The organism is Rhodococcus sp. RCBS9 (assembly GCF_029457415.1).
GTDB classification, from domain to species: domain Bacteria; phylum Actinomycetota; class Actinomycetes; order Mycobacteriales; family Mycobacteriaceae; genus Rhodococcus_F; species Rhodococcus_F qingshengii.
The window spans coordinates 5360028-5373102 of the sequence record NZ_CP120422.1 but is presented as its reverse complement, the minus strand read 5'-3'; the positions used below and the strand labels follow the sequence as shown (position 1 = coordinate 5373102).

General features: G+C 61.8%; 11 protein-coding genes. 2 read left to right on the top strand and 9 right to left on the bottom strand.

The features are described from left to right. Nucleotides 1-174 precede the first annotated feature (174 nt). The 5 genes from P0M12_RS25275 to P0M12_RS25255 all read right to left on the bottom strand — a co-directional run bounded on the left by P0M12_RS25275 (nucleotide 175) and on the right by P0M12_RS25255 (nucleotide 4739). Nucleotides 175-1089 (bottom strand): tyrosine-protein phosphatase, encoded by a 915-nt coding sequence (locus P0M12_RS25275; RefSeq protein ID WP_030535587.1) that lies wholly within the window; start codon nucleotides 1087-1089, stop codon nucleotides 175-177. Nucleotides 1090-1196: 107 nt separating this feature from the next. After that, on the bottom strand, nucleotides 1197-1352 hold the full coding sequence (locus P0M12_RS25270; protein WP_155277914.1) for a hypothetical protein: 156 nt from the start codon (nucleotides 1350-1352) through the stop codon (nucleotides 1197-1199). Nucleotides 1353-1402: 50 nt separating this feature from the next. Next, complete coding sequence (locus tag P0M12_RS25265) at nucleotides 1403-2992, bottom strand: amidohydrolase (RefSeq protein ID WP_007735103.1); 1590 nt, start codon at nucleotides 2990-2992, stop codon at nucleotides 1403-1405. Then, entirely contained in the window at nucleotides 2989-4485 is a 1497-nt protein-coding gene (locus tag P0M12_RS25260; protein WP_030535588.1) for a sodium:solute symporter, read from the bottom strand. The genes P0M12_RS25265 and P0M12_RS25260 overlap by 4 nt, the downstream gene beginning before the upstream one ends. Continuing rightward, nucleotides 4482-4739, bottom strand: a complete 258-nt coding sequence (locus tag P0M12_RS25255) for a DUF3311 domain-containing protein (RefSeq protein ID WP_003942271.1) — start codon at nucleotides 4737-4739, stop codon at nucleotides 4482-4484. Before P0M12_RS25255 ends, P0M12_RS25260 begins: the two co-directional genes overlap by 4 nt. A 196-nt stretch (nucleotides 4740-4935) precedes the next feature. Here P0M12_RS25255 and P0M12_RS25250 point away from each other — a divergent pair, with 196 nt between their 5' ends. Next, nucleotides 4936-6102, top strand: a complete 1167-nt coding sequence (locus tag P0M12_RS25250; RefSeq protein ID WP_030535589.1) for a helix-turn-helix domain-containing protein — start codon at nucleotides 4936-4938, stop codon at nucleotides 6100-6102. Nucleotides 6103-6153: 51 nt separating this feature from the next. Here P0M12_RS25250 and P0M12_RS25245 read toward each other — a convergent pair whose 3' ends face one another. Next, nucleotides 6154-7074 carry an alpha/beta hydrolase gene (locus P0M12_RS25245; protein ID WP_030535590.1) on the bottom strand — a complete coding sequence of 307 codons (921 nt, stop codon included), beginning with the start codon at nucleotides 7072-7074 and terminating at the stop codon, nucleotides 6154-6156. A 176-nt stretch (nucleotides 7075-7250) separates the two neighbouring features. Between P0M12_RS25245 and P0M12_RS25240 the strand changes: the two genes are divergently transcribed. Then, on the top strand, nucleotides 7251-8714 hold the full coding sequence (locus P0M12_RS25240; RefSeq protein ID WP_277377024.1) for a cellulase family glycosylhydrolase: 1464 nt from the start codon (nucleotides 7251-7253) through the stop codon (nucleotides 8712-8714). A 51-nt stretch (nucleotides 8715-8765) separates the two neighbouring features. Here the strand turns inward: P0M12_RS25240 and P0M12_RS25235 are convergent, their stop codons facing one another. From P0M12_RS25235 to P0M12_RS25225, 3 genes are all read right to left on the bottom strand, one after another. Continuing rightward, on the bottom strand, nucleotides 8766-9428 hold the full coding sequence (locus tag P0M12_RS25235) for a GAP family protein (protein ID WP_030535592.1): 663 nt from the start codon (nucleotides 9426-9428) through the stop codon (nucleotides 8766-8768). A 313-nt stretch (nucleotides 9429-9741) separates the two neighbouring features. Continuing rightward, nucleotides 9742-11169 carry a hypothetical protein gene (locus P0M12_RS25230; protein ID WP_054827139.1) on the bottom strand — a complete coding sequence of 476 codons (1428 nt, stop codon included), beginning with the start codon at nucleotides 11167-11169 and terminating at the stop codon, nucleotides 9742-9744. Nucleotides 11170-11272: 103 nt separating this feature from the next. Continuing rightward, complete coding sequence (locus P0M12_RS25225; RefSeq protein ID WP_277377022.1) at nucleotides 11273-12937, bottom strand: alpha/beta-hydrolase family protein; 1665 nt, start codon at nucleotides 12935-12937, stop codon at nucleotides 11273-11275. Nucleotides 12938-13075 lie beyond the last annotated feature (138 nt).

The following is a 13075-nucleotide window of genomic DNA, read 5'->3' as shown; positions in this document are numbered from 1 at the left end:
CCAGTCGTGATTCTTGCGCGCCAAGTTCTTGCGCCACTTGGTGATCGCACACGGCCAAGAAACCTCGGGCCCACCCCAGGAGCGGCGCCACACAATCGCGCGCTCCCGCAACCACAGGTCGCACTGGGACAGAAGAAGGTCCGAGTAGGCAAGAAGCCGGGCGTGGAGCTCCGCTTAGAGGAGAAGCTTGGCGCGCAGAGAGTCGACAGTGCCCTGGTCGACGCCGAGGCCCTCCCGTACGTAAGTATCCATACCGCCGTAGAGCCGGTCCACCTGTGCATACGCCGCATCGAGCCACGAAAGGTCCACCGCGTCGTCCCGGCCCAGGTACGTGTTCGACGCCATGAAATCGGCACTGATGAACTCACGCGGGACACCCAGAATGGTCAGCAGGATCGCGGTACCCCAACCGGTGCGGTCCTTCCCTGCACTGCAGTGGTAGACGGTTGCGCCGTCGGAGTTGTTCGCGATCGCAGTCAGCAGGTCACGGAAGGCGACATCGGAACCACGGTAGTTGACCATGAACGGGTAGCCGATGCTCTGGCCGATGTTCGAGGTTCCCTTGACTGCGCCGTCGATCAACGCGCGACCGAGGGTCAGGGGAACGAACTCGTGGAACGCGATGCCGTGTTCGATACTGACGACGTCGGCGACCTGGTAGGTGACCCCGGCGGGGATCCGATCGGGATCCTCCGCACGTTCGGAGGCGTTGCGCAGGTCGACGTCGAGGGTCAGGTTCGCGGCGGTGAGTTTTGCCAGATCAGTCTCATTGAGCGAGCTGAGCTTGTTGGAACGGAACACCAGGCCTGTCCGGACGGTCCTGCCGTCGGTAGTCCGATACCCGCCGATGTCGCGGAAGTTCCGCGCCTCGTCGAGCCTGATCTCGGCCGCGGACGGCGGTGGGATCTCCGGCAGCGGCGGTTGCTCCCCGGACGATCCGAACTGACTCGAACCCAATTGCAGGTCGCCGCTCGAGGCGGAGGCGAGTGTGGGGCCTGTCAGGGCCGCACCCACGGCGACCAGCGCAGCGAGGGCGATTCCGAAAGGGCGCGCCCCTCGGCGGCGCGTGTAGGCAGTTGTCACCTTCATCCTCTCATTGGTTGTGCGGGATACCCCGCGCCCCGCAAACTCCCGTGCGAGATTACAAGGGTGGCACGCTCCTCGTCCCGACTTTGCTCCAGAAACCGGACATGTGTTCAGGTGCCCGGCCAGCCGCCATCCGGCAGGAAGAAGCTCTTGCCCGTCACTGCGTCGCCATCGACCACGCCGGGCCCGTTCGAACGACAGACCGCGGCCGCGGCGGCAGCCGTAACTGCACAGCGCCGAACAACTTCACTGTCGAGCAACTGCACGAATCTCCACCTCGAGCTGGTAACCGTTGGGACGAAATCAATCTCATGCGCTACCTGCCGTCGACCATGACCAGTGCAGGCTGAGGAATGTCGGACGAAGCGTCTGCGAGAGCAGCAAGAGTGCCGTCGAGCGCGACAAGGTCCGCACGACGACCCGGCGCCAAGATCCCCACCCGTCCTTCGTCATGGACCAAGTACGCACTGTCCACAGTCATGGCCTGCACTGCACGCTGCACTCCGATCCGTTGGTGGGCGCCAAGCACGGCACCGCCCATGGTCAGCCGATTCACAGCAGTCCTAATCGTCTGGAGGGGATCCATCGGCGTTATCGGGCAATCCGAGTGCAGCCCGAATTTCAAGCCGATGTCATCGGCGCACGCCAGCGGGTCCAGGTTGCCGGCTCTCTCAGGACCGAGGAAACGGTCACGGTGACGATCGCCCCAATGAAAAACATGGTTGACGAAAAAGCTCACCCCGATCTCGGCATCACGTATCGCCTCGAGATCCGCAGGCCTACTCACCTGGCAGTGCTCGATACGGTGCCGCGCTCGACGTCCGTCACTGCGGTGCGCACTGCGCAGCGCCGCGATGGCGGCGGCTACAGCCGCATCGCCGTTGGCGTGCACCGCGACCTGACCTCCCTCGCGGTGCACCTGGAGAACCATGTCGTCGAGTTGCTCCTGCGGATAGAGCAGATCACCGTGATGGTTCGGGCTGCAGGTATACGGAGTTCGCAAGGCTGCAGACAATCCTTGAATGGACCCATCCGCCCAGAATTTGGCGCCGGCCAGGCGGAAGCGTGACCCTGGGGCCGGTGCAGCCGTGAAAGCGATGTTCCTTTCCTCCAGTTCTGCGATCGCGAGATCACCCCGAAGGAAGCCAACCGTGTGCACGGGCATCTCGCCCATGGTGTCCAGGGCACGATAGGCGGCCAACTCCTGCATGCCCGCCGACAGGCCGACCCCTAAATCGTGGACGGTCGTGATTCCTCGCGAACGCGCCAGTGTCAAGCTACGCAGCAACGCGGTCTGCACCTCTGCCTGTGTCAGGTCTGGTATCGCGCCGCTCAACCGTGCCACGGCGTCGATTTCCCAGGCCATCCCTGTGAGCCTCCCGTCCGCCCCACGCGGAAACTGCGAGTCCCCGGGATCCACCGTCGATTCGTCGATGCCTGCAGTTGCAAGCGCAACAGTGTTTGCCACCGCAAAGTGCCCCGAGATGTGCAGAACGATGATCGGGCGGTCGGTGCAGACTGCGTCGAGGTCATCGCGTGTGAGATGGCGACCTTCTCGAAGTTGTGTGTCGTCGTACCCCCATCCACGTATCCAGCCGTGAGTGGGAGTGGAGTTCCGCAGAGCCCCTTGGATATCCGTGATCGAGGCGCACGGTGGCGTCCGGCAATCGGCCCATCCGTCAGTCAAGCCGGAGTAGGTCGGGTGAATGTGCGACTCGATCAGCCCCGGGATCACAGTAGCGCCGGCGAGATCGAGCCGACGAGTTTCCGGTCCGGCGTACTCCCCCATGTCCTTTCGACTTCCGGTGGCGACAACCAGGCCTCCATCGAGGACGAGCGCCTCAACCTGGGGTGACGCTGCGTCTTGGGTGAGGATTGCATCTGCGGTGAGTAGTGTCCGAGTCATCGGATATCCGCCTTCGTGGTCGGGGCTGCGGGGCAAGGCACTGGTGCCGATCGATTTTCTGCACGGAGGCCCGAAACCGCTTCGACAGGAGGCCACATCACTCGGGTGGCGGACACGAACAACACGTTCAGAACGAGCGCTGCGGCACCGATGTTCATGCCTTTGTCCGCCAACCACATCGATACCGTGCCGTGTGTGTCGAGGTACAGCCAGAGCACCAGCACGTCGCCGAGCACCACGCCCATCGCGAGCGCTGCCGGTCGCAGCTTCCATCCGAAGATCATCGTCGCGAACACCACCACGGCCTGGGTCACCCCGTAATACGCGGTATTCACCAGCGTCAGCAGCAATTGGGGTGCGGCGAGGGTGAGGATCAGCGACAGGCCGAGGTAGGCGACGATGACCCCGCGCACCCACACTCTCTGACGTGATTCGGGTATTCCAGGAACGATGTTTCGCGAGACGATCGAGCCGATTCCCAGCGCCGAGCCACACAGAACAACGATCGCGCACAGTGCCGCACCACCCGCCACCACTCCGGTCAGCCAGTCCGGGAGCACGAGACGGGACAGTTGCAGGAGCACCTCATTGGACTCTGCGCCCTCGAGCTTGTTGGGCAGCAATGAAATTGCGCCGAAGGCAGCAGCGACGAGGAAGGGATACATGAGCATGTACAGCGGGTTGAATCGGGCGACTCGCTTGAGGGTTGCCTCGGACTTCGCCGATAGCACCGCTTGCACGATGAAGGGGAAAACGAAAAAACCGAGTGACTGGAACACAATTGTGGTGAGAACGAAGGTCAGCGACGAACCGGTGACGGTGGATTGCGAGGCCTGCCCGGCCCCATGGGATGCCGCATCGGCAAAGAGCTTCGTGATACCGCCCGATTTGGCCGTGGCGGCCAGTCCGATCAGGATCGCTCCCAACAGCAGAGCTGCGTCCTTGACGTAAGACACGAACGCCGGTGCACGCACACCCGAAAGCAGGAGGAAGAGCAGAGCAAGCGCAGCGCCGACGAAAACCGCCACCGTCGGGTTGATGGTGATGCCAAGTCCGCTCAGTGCGACCTGGAGGCCGGCAAGCTGCAACTGCCCCCAGGGAATGAGGAAGACTACCGAGGCAATCGCGATTGTCAGTTCCAACCCGCGCGACCGAAAGTGCCGCCCTGCCACATCGGGCAGCGTCATCGCGTTATACCGCTTGCCTGCCCGCCAGAGATAGGGCGCAAAGAAGTATCCGATCGGGTAGGCAAGCAAGATGTATCCGATGAACCAGACGCCGTAGCTTGCCCCGTGGGCGTACACACCCCCGGGAAATCCAATGAGCGTGCCGATGCTGTAGGCCTCACCTGCTCCCAGGATGAAAACCAGCACGGGACCGAAAGACCGCCCGCCCACGAGGTAGTCGGAGATCTCTTTTTTGCTTCCACGGCGTGAAAGCACTCCGGCGCCGAGCGCGAGGAGTAGCACGAGCGTAAATGTTGCAGCGATCATGTCGGATCCCCGATCTCGGTCTTGGCCTGAGCCAGTTCGTTTCGTTCCGCTTCCTCGAAGTCCTTGCGGTCAAAGAACTTCCATGCCATGTGGAGACACAACGAGGTCAGCGGCATCCACAGGAAAAGCCACGCGAACAAAATGGGAAATCCGAGAACAGTCAGTTCGGATCCGGAGAGCGCAACTATCCCGCCCAGCACCCCGACGAACGGAACTCCGATTGCGAGCAAGGCACTCTTCGCCTCGTTGGACATGATTGTGGCTCCTTAGCCGTTGATCGATCCGGAGCAGATGAGGCGAGGGGCGTTTTGCCGTCGAATCGTCGTCCGGTCTAGCGTTGAGTGTGCCTCCCGTCACTATGGCGGGACCATGGGTGAACCCCGGAATCCACGACGCTCGTTCGTGAAATTCACGGGACGCAAGACCAAGCACGCACAAAGGAGTAACCCCGTGGACGTAACCGACGTCGAAGAAGAAGACACGATCCGACGGTTGTGTCGCGAGGTTTCCGACGAGCTCGAAGCGCTCACCGAGCGCGCGGTACAACAGATTCGCAGCGAACTCCCGGCCTACTCCGCGGTACCAGTGGCCGAGCAAGGCAACTACATCCGCAAACAGTTGTCCGCAATGCTGTGTGCCGTCGCCGAGAACGAAACGATCACCACAGAAGACACCGACCGAAACCGCGAACTCGGGCGCCGTCGCGCGATGCAAGGGCTCCCCCTCTCCGATGTCATCGAGACCTATCACATTGCATCTCGTGAGCTCTGGGACACGATGGTCCAGCGGTCCACGAAACCAACACACGAGCTGCTGCAAGCAGGCGGCAAACTTTGGGACCTCGTTCACGCCGCGACGAGCGCAGTCGCAGTCGGACACTCCGAGGCAACGCGCAGCGAGCAGGCCATCCGCGCCGGCGTTCGATACCGATTCTTCGAAACACTGCACAGTGCAACGGATATGGAACTGAGCAACGCCCGAGAGCTGGCACAAACCCTCGGATTCGAAACACAGAAATCGTTCCAAGCACTGTCGGCCGTCGAGGACGAATGGTCAGAAGCACAAGTGGAACACCTGCAACGAACCCTGGATTCCGTGCATGTTGTCGCGCATTGCAGTCGACATGGCTCCCGAGTAATCGTGATGTGTCAGGGCGAACCAACCGAAGTCATCCACGCAATCATGCGAGATCATCCACGAACGTCACTAGGTATCGGGATGCCCCGGGTCGGGCTCGTCGGCGCAGCTCAAAGCATCACCGACGCCGAGCGCACATTGCAGTTGGCGACAGCGCCGGGCACGACGGTCAGTTTTGCCGACGAATGGCTCATCGCCACTCTTGCCACCCACCAGGACGAGCTGCTGCCGCTTCTACAGGCCGGGGCATCTGTGGCCGAAGAGCACTCACATCTGATGGACGCCGTCCGCGCCTTCGCGCGAAGCGGGTTCTCTGTCAGCGCCGCCGCCCGTGACATCCACCTACATGCGAACTCTGTCACCTATCGACTCGACCGCTGGCAGCATCTGACTGGATGGGATGCGCGAACCCTCGACGGCCTGATGAAATCCATGGTGAGCCTCGAATTGTTTCATCGTAAAACGCTCGCCAAGATCTGACACCGAACACAGTCCGCTTTTCCTCGGCACACTGAACCGCGCCCGTGCTTGTCACGCGGGGTCGGAGTCGAGTCGATTCCGAAGCCAAGCACCCATATCTAGCGCAGCACGCCGGGCAACAGGCGTTGGATGGTTTGTAAATCCATGCGGGACATCAGGATAGAGACGCAAGTCGACGTCGTTTCCGGCCGCCGACAGTCGCGCCACCATGGCAAGGTTCTCTGCCAGGACCACGTCTTCTGATCCAACGACAACGAGGGTCGGCGGCAGGCCGCTGAGGTCGCCGAATGTCGGAGAAATATCCGGAAGAGTGCGATCATCGACATGGCCGACGTAGGCTTCGATGAAGTATTCGTCGCTGATGGTGCGGCCCGCGGGAGTCTGGGCACTGACGTCGTACGTGCCCGCTTCCAGCACCGCACCCGAAAATGCCTTGGCCAGACCTCGATCACGAAGGCGCAGCAACGTCGTCGTCACCAAGGTTGCTCCCGCCGACATGCCACCGATGGCGAGCCTGGTCGTCCCGAACCGTTCGGCAGCGACCTCAAGCAGCCACAAGGCGACTGCCTCACAATCGTCCGGCGCTGCCGGCCAAGGGAATTCCGGTGCAAGCCGGTAATCGACGGTAACCACTACTACCCCGACCTCGTCGGCAAGTCTCATGCTTCGGGCGTCAGCGCTGGCCGCTGAACTCATGTAGAAACCCCCACCCGGAAGATACAGATAGACCCCGTTGACATCGCCGTCTTTCGGAGTGACTACGCGCACCGAAACGGATCGGCCCTCGATGTCGAGTGTGTGTTCAACAGCCCGGCTCGCCGTGGGATCAACCACCCTGGATGCTCGCACCACAAGCAGTTCCTGCAGGGAACTCGGACCGACACCGGCAGGCCGCGACGCATAGAACGCTCGCGTACTCGCCAAATCGTCACGAGGCATTTGTTCGATCAGATCAGTCAATGCAAGCTTCACCAGGGCTCCCTCGGGTCGAGACTTGTCGACAATGATGACACCTCCAGCAGGAGCACGTGTCCGACGTGTTCTCGGCAACGCGGGGCCGTGACAGGTATGAGCAAACCGCGCCGGAAAGAGGTCTTCTCACGCTAGCCTCGACTCGGAATTGGACGTTTGTCTAGAAAGGTCGATGGATGCGTGCGCTGTTGCTTGCCACCCTCGCAATCCTGGTCCTCCAGATTGCAACTCCGGCGGCGAACGCTGCACCACCGGATCCGGGCTGGACTCTCCCCCAACTGACCGTCGCAGATCGAACGATCAAGGACGTCGACGGACGAACGGTGTTGCTCCGCGGCGTGAACGCCAACGGTCTCAATGACTACGCAACCAACGGCACCGGTCTACCCACCGTTACGCCGCTGGGAAGAACGGACTTCGCGCAGATGGCAGCGCTGGGCTTCAACGTCGTCCGACTCAACGTCGCGTGGTCCCTCCTGGAACCGACCCGCGGTGCATTCGACACTGCGTACGTCGACCGCGTTCGAGTAGCGGTCGAGGATGCAAAAGACCACGGCATCTACACCATTCTCGACATGCATCAGGATGCATGGGGCCCGTACGTCGGCACCCCGAGCGACCAGTCGTGCCCGTCTTTCATGGAGCCGGGAGTCGGCTGGGACGGCGCACCCGAGTGGGCAACCCTGACCGGCGGATGGACAACCTGCAACATCGGTGGACTCAGGGAAGCCGCACCCGCGATCGCCCATGCCTTCCAGGCGTTCTACGACGACGAGCAAGGAATCCAGAGTCGCCTCGTCGCGACGTGGGCGCGGTTGGCTGCCGAGTTCAAAGACGAACCAGCTGTAGCCGGATACGACCTGTTGAACGAACCGAACCCCGGCCTGCGCGATCCATTCACGGCAGCTGATCAGATCGGGCAGTTCTACAAGCGGGCTACCGACGCCATCAGACAGGCCGAAGCAGGAGGATTTCCACACCTCGTGTTCTTCGAGCCCAGCGCGATCTGGTCGGCTTTCGGCCTCGACGCGCTGCCTCCACGCCATTACCTGACCGATCCCCTGGTGGTCTTCTCGCCCCATCTCTACAGCGAATCGATAACGGTCAGTAGCGAATTTCCCGGAATCGAAGACGGATTCAAGATCGCCGACCTCGCTGCCGCCTGGTACGACGCACCGTTGTGGACAGGTGAATGGGGTTGGTTCGGCGACGCCGACGAGCAGAGAGCAGACGTCGACCGCTTCGTCGATGCCACCGACAGGTACCGGATGGGCGGCGCGTGGTGGTCGTGGACACAAGCGTGCGGTGACCCCCACCCGGTTCGCGACGGCAATACCCACCAGCCACAGGGAAATCTGAATCGCATCGACTGCCCGTCCGGTGAATCACTCGGGCTCGTAGAGGGATTCGCCGCGCCACTCTCGCGAGCGTATCCGCGGGCAGCGCCCGGCACGCTGACGGAGGTATCGCGTGACGGGTTTGACGGGAGCGGCACCGGACGGGTCGAGGCCTGGTACCCCGGCACCGACCGGCCACAGCTCGAGACCACGAATCTCTCCGACGTCCGACTGTCCCCGATCGAGGGCGGATGGCAACTGATCGGCCACGCCGACGGCGACTACGCGGTCAAGCGCGCCTGATCGAACGATCATCCGGGAATCGCGCGTTCACACCACGCGAAAGAGCGGGTATCAGAAGATTCCGCCAATTCCCTTGCCGATCAGAACAACTCCGACGACCAAGATCAACACACTCATCACCGTGGTGTTGTTGTCCTGGAGCCAGACTTTGAGATTGGCCAACGGCTTTCGCAGGCGATCAGCAGCCACCACGTATCCGATGACCGGGATCGCGACAGTTGAACTGGCGATGACCGTGAAGACGAGAATCGAGGTGATCGCTCCGCTGGTCGCCAACGACGCCGAGCCGATCGACACTCCGGCCGCGATGCACATGAGCAGGTTCTTCGGGTTGATCGCGGCGAGCGCGAATCCAAGGCCCAATCCCTTGGCCGCGGTCATCTCGTCGACGGCTTGCATCCACTTCGGTGTTTCGTGCTCGCCGCTGCGCCCCCGCCACTGCTTGACCCCGACGGCCAACAGAAGGACACCGAGAGCTAGTTTGATCCACGAAACCGTGGCGGACGGTCCGTCGTCTGACGTGCTGACGACACTGGACAAGATGACGAAAAGAACTGTAGCGATGAAGATTCCGAGTAACCAGCCCACCGCGAACCCGGCGCTGGTGCTACCCGCTCGCTTGGAGAGCAACATCAAGATAGTGGCGATGACGGCCACCGGCGACACGGCGACACCGACGGCCAATGGGAGAAGTTCTCCGACAACGGAACCCATGTCAAAACTCATTTCTGATTGCAGCAAGCAGGATAGGCGGTAGGCGAGAAAAGGCGCCCCTGTCCGCCACGACGGACAACAGAGCACAGCTGATACCGCTGCGCGACAATGCTGACACTGCGAGCGCCTGCGTAGTTGATGCCTCATTCGAAAGGGATGAGTGCCTGAACCGCAGGCCTCGATTCCCCACCGAAGATCGCGAAAAGACTTGGCTAACGGTGTGTCGGCTGCGCTCGCAGCAGAGCGCAGCCGACATCATCGAGGAGGATCACCAGACACAATCTCGAGTAGTGACCTCACGCGTAAAGACGGGTTACTTCGCGCAGCCACTGCCCTCGAACGCGAGCTTGGACGTATATTGCCCGTCCGGCAAATACTCTCCCATCACGGCCTTCTCGTCGCCGGGCGTCTTGGTATCGTGTGCAGCGTGGCTGAAGTCCTTGGCCGGCAGCATGTTCCGCATGATCAAGAGGGAATCGTCGGGATGCCCTGCGCCGTCACCGGCCGGCGAGAGCGAAAGCCATGACACCCCACATTCCTTCGTAGCGTTTGCGGGTCGGTCTTCAGGGAGCGACGCGACAATCGTGTAGCGACCATCCGCATCAGTGGCCATCTGCTCGTCGAACAGACACGTCGCTACCTTCGTCGTTGCCAGCGATTCATTGCTGCACATCGACCAGAACCGCATGTCGACTGCGCTGTCGAGATTCTTTGCGCCGCCTGTCGTCTTCGGAGTCCTCGGCAACTCTCCCCGAAGTACTAGAACTTCGCCGAACCCACGGTTGACTTCGGCGGTGACGTAGCTGTTGTCGATGTTGGAGTACTGCCCGCCCACCCGCTGGGGTGTGCCATCGCATTTGCCGAGATAGGTACAGCCGAGCGTGAACTCGGCGCTGTAGTACGCCCGCCAGACTGGTGTCTGCTCGGAAGGGAATGTCGCAGGCTTGCCCGGTTGGTCACGCAATGCCTTGTACGTGTCCAGCGGCAGCGAAGCCGGCTTCAAGATTCCGTTGTCCGCACCGACCGCTGAACACAGATCCTGCCCGCGCAACACCTGACCACCGGAAAGGTGCAGCTCTGGCTCCGGCAGTCCAACGCCGCCGGTGAGATCACGCCCGTTGTCCGGCAGGTAGATGCGATAAAGCAGGCTTATCCGGTCCTGACCTGGCACACCGGCATACAAGGTGTTGGGTTTCGGCTCAGCAGGCGAGGCCTCGTTGAGGACGGAAGCCGTGTACGACCTGGCACTTTCGTTCGATCGATCGGCACCGGGAAGATAGGTGTTGCGCGAACCTGCGTCGGGAGCTGTCGAAATGTCATTGAGGACGGCGGTCGGCATCGCGGTTGCCGCGTTGTACGAGTTCAACGACTGATAGCGAGCATGCGCATACTGCCCTCGGATAACCAACTCGGCGTTCTCGGGGATTGTGAACTGCGCAGCCCAGTAAATCGCCGCAGTGTCAGGAAAGGCGTAGTTGAGCTGTGGGTCCGCGCGCTCGGGATTGATCGGCACGGACCAGAAGCAGGTCGACACCGGATGCTCGACGTCCGGTCCGCCGGATCCGAAATCGACAGAACCAGATTCGGATCCGCTAGCCGAACCGGTTCCTGATCCGGATCCGCTCGACGAACCGAAATCGACAGATCCGACCGCCGGCGCGGCGACCGCGGACCCAGCCCCGGCAAATACAGTGATCGCGCTCAGCGCCACCGCAGCTACGAGTGTTCTTGATGAATGCATCGCGCTCCTTGTTAGATAGCTGACAAACAGTGATAGAACGATCTAGAGCGAGTACTCCCGGTCCAACGACGAGAGACCGTCACGAGGTCCGCACTCCGCACTACTACTTGGTGGGTTGAAAGTCGTTCGTCAGAGCGCCGCGAATCGCGTCGGTGTCCGACTGAGACCAGTTGTCGGGGTGCAGGATCCGCGCCCACATGTCCGCCGCCTCGGCACCGTAGTTGTGCCCGTGACCTGGCGGAACGTCCGCCGAGAAGACCATGTCGAGTGTCACCTGCCAGAATGTCACGAACGGTATCCACGTCATTCCCGGATCGACATCACGGCCGAGAGGCTCGGCAAGCCAGTCCGGCTTGTTCAGAAGCAGGTCGAAAGACCACCAGACAATTGGGTCGCTGGCGTGCTGCCAGTACACGACGCGTGAGTCGTTCCACGGCACATCCAGTTCGAGATCCTCCGGATAGGCAGCGAAACGAATCGACTGCCCGTCGTCGATCACCGGCACGGCTTCCCGTGAGCCGGAGTCACGACTGCTGGTGATCTCCTGCCATTGAGCGGTGAAGTTCGGAGTCCCCGACCACAACGCCCCATCCACCCGCGTCGCCATGTCCTGTGCTCCCGCGAACGCGGCCTGTCCCCCGTACGATCCGAGGCTCTCGCCGAAAACGACAAGCTTGGGGCGCTTGTCGAGCGGCAGATCGATCCACTTCGCATAGACAGAGTTGAACAGCGCCCGGCCTGCGGCCATCGGGGTTTCGCGATCGGCGATGAATGCCAAAGGGCTGGGAAGGAACGAGTACTGCATCGCCGCGATGGCGGTGTCGCCGCCCTGGACGTATTCGAAAGCGGACGCCACGTCGTCGTTCACCCAGCCGCGGCCGGTGGTGGTCACTACTGCCAGGACGGCACGGTCGAAGCCGCCGGTGCGCTCGAGTTCGTTGACGACCCGCTGCGCGACACCGTCGACGGAATCCGACGACTCACGGCCGGCGTACACGCGGATGGGTTGCTTCGCGTCCCGGCCGGTCAGCGCGGAAATCTGCACCGCAGACGGCCCGCTACCCATGAAAGTGCGACCCTCCTTGCCCAGCGAATCCCATGCCTCGGCAGACATGGGTGAACCACTGCGTTCGGCGATCAGAGGCTGGTCGATACCATCGGGCGTGTCGTTGTCCGCGCCGGAGAAACTCCAGTTCGCAAAAGCGATGAGCCCGTTGTAGAGGGCACCGTTGACGACGAAGATCGCCAACGCGAAGACGACGACCAAGCTCGCGACTTTCGCTGCTTCCTTGGGAACAAACCGCAGAGCAACGGCAGCGAGCCCTCTGGTGAGATGCCGCAGACCGCGACCCGCCTCCAACAAGATCAACCACACCACCAGCGAAATCAGCAGCACCAGAAGATAGTTCGCCCGGTTCACGCGAGGCGCCTCGACCAGATCACGGACGATCTGCTGCCACCATGAACCCAAGATCAGAAAAAGAGGCACCAATATCACTGCCAGTACGGCGAGTACGGCCCAACCGATCCGCTTGGTCCGGTCCGACCATGTCGGTTCGACTCCGCATTTGCGGATCATCCACGCCACGCTCACACCGATGCCGTACCCGGTGGCGACGGAAATACCGGTTGCCACGCCCTGCAGGTACCACGCGCGCGGTAAGAGGGACGGGCTCATCGAGAGGACGAAAAACACCAGACCGAACGACAACCCGACCGAGTGCAGTGTCTTGCCGTAGCGCCGCACACCTTCCCACACACGTTTCATGCCCGAATCGTAAGTGCGCCAGAAAGATGAAATGCGCCTCTCATCCCTTTCGAATGAGGCGCGAACTACGTCGGTGGAAAGTGTTCGCTATTCCGCGTCATGCACCGAAAAGCTTCGACCCAACGGCAATCACGGACA

Excerpts from the sequence above, each read along its gene's own strand:
- P0M12_RS25230 (WP_054827139.1), bottom strand. The coding sequence starts at position 11,169 with ATGCATTCATCAAGAACACTCGTAGCTGCGGTGGCGCTGAGCGCGATC.
- P0M12_RS25255 (WP_003942271.1), bottom strand. The coding sequence starts at position 4,739 with ATGTCCAACGAGGCGAAGAGTGCCTTGCTCGCAATCGGAGTTCCGTTC.
- P0M12_RS25240 (WP_277377024.1), top strand. The coding sequence starts at position 7,251 with ATGCGTGCGCTGTTGCTTGCCACCCTCGCAATCCTGGTCCTCCAGATT.
- P0M12_RS25235 (WP_030535592.1), bottom strand. The coding sequence starts at position 9,428 with ATGGGTTCCGTTGTCGGAGAACTTCTCCCATTGGCCGTCGGTGTCGCC.
- P0M12_RS25275 (WP_030535587.1), bottom strand. The coding sequence starts at position 1,089 with ATGAAGGTGACAACTGCCTACACGCGCCGCCGAGGGGCGCGCCCTTTC.
- P0M12_RS25225 (WP_277377022.1), bottom strand. The coding sequence starts at position 12,937 with ATGAAACGTGTGTGGGAAGGTGTGCGGCGCTACGGCAAGACACTGCAC.
- P0M12_RS25260 (WP_030535588.1), bottom strand. The coding sequence starts at position 4,485 with ATGATCGCTGCAACATTTACGCTCGTGCTACTCCTCGCGCTCGGCGCC.
- P0M12_RS25265 (WP_007735103.1), bottom strand. The coding sequence starts at position 2,992 with ATGACTCGGACACTACTCACCGCAGATGCAATCCTCACCCAAGACGCA.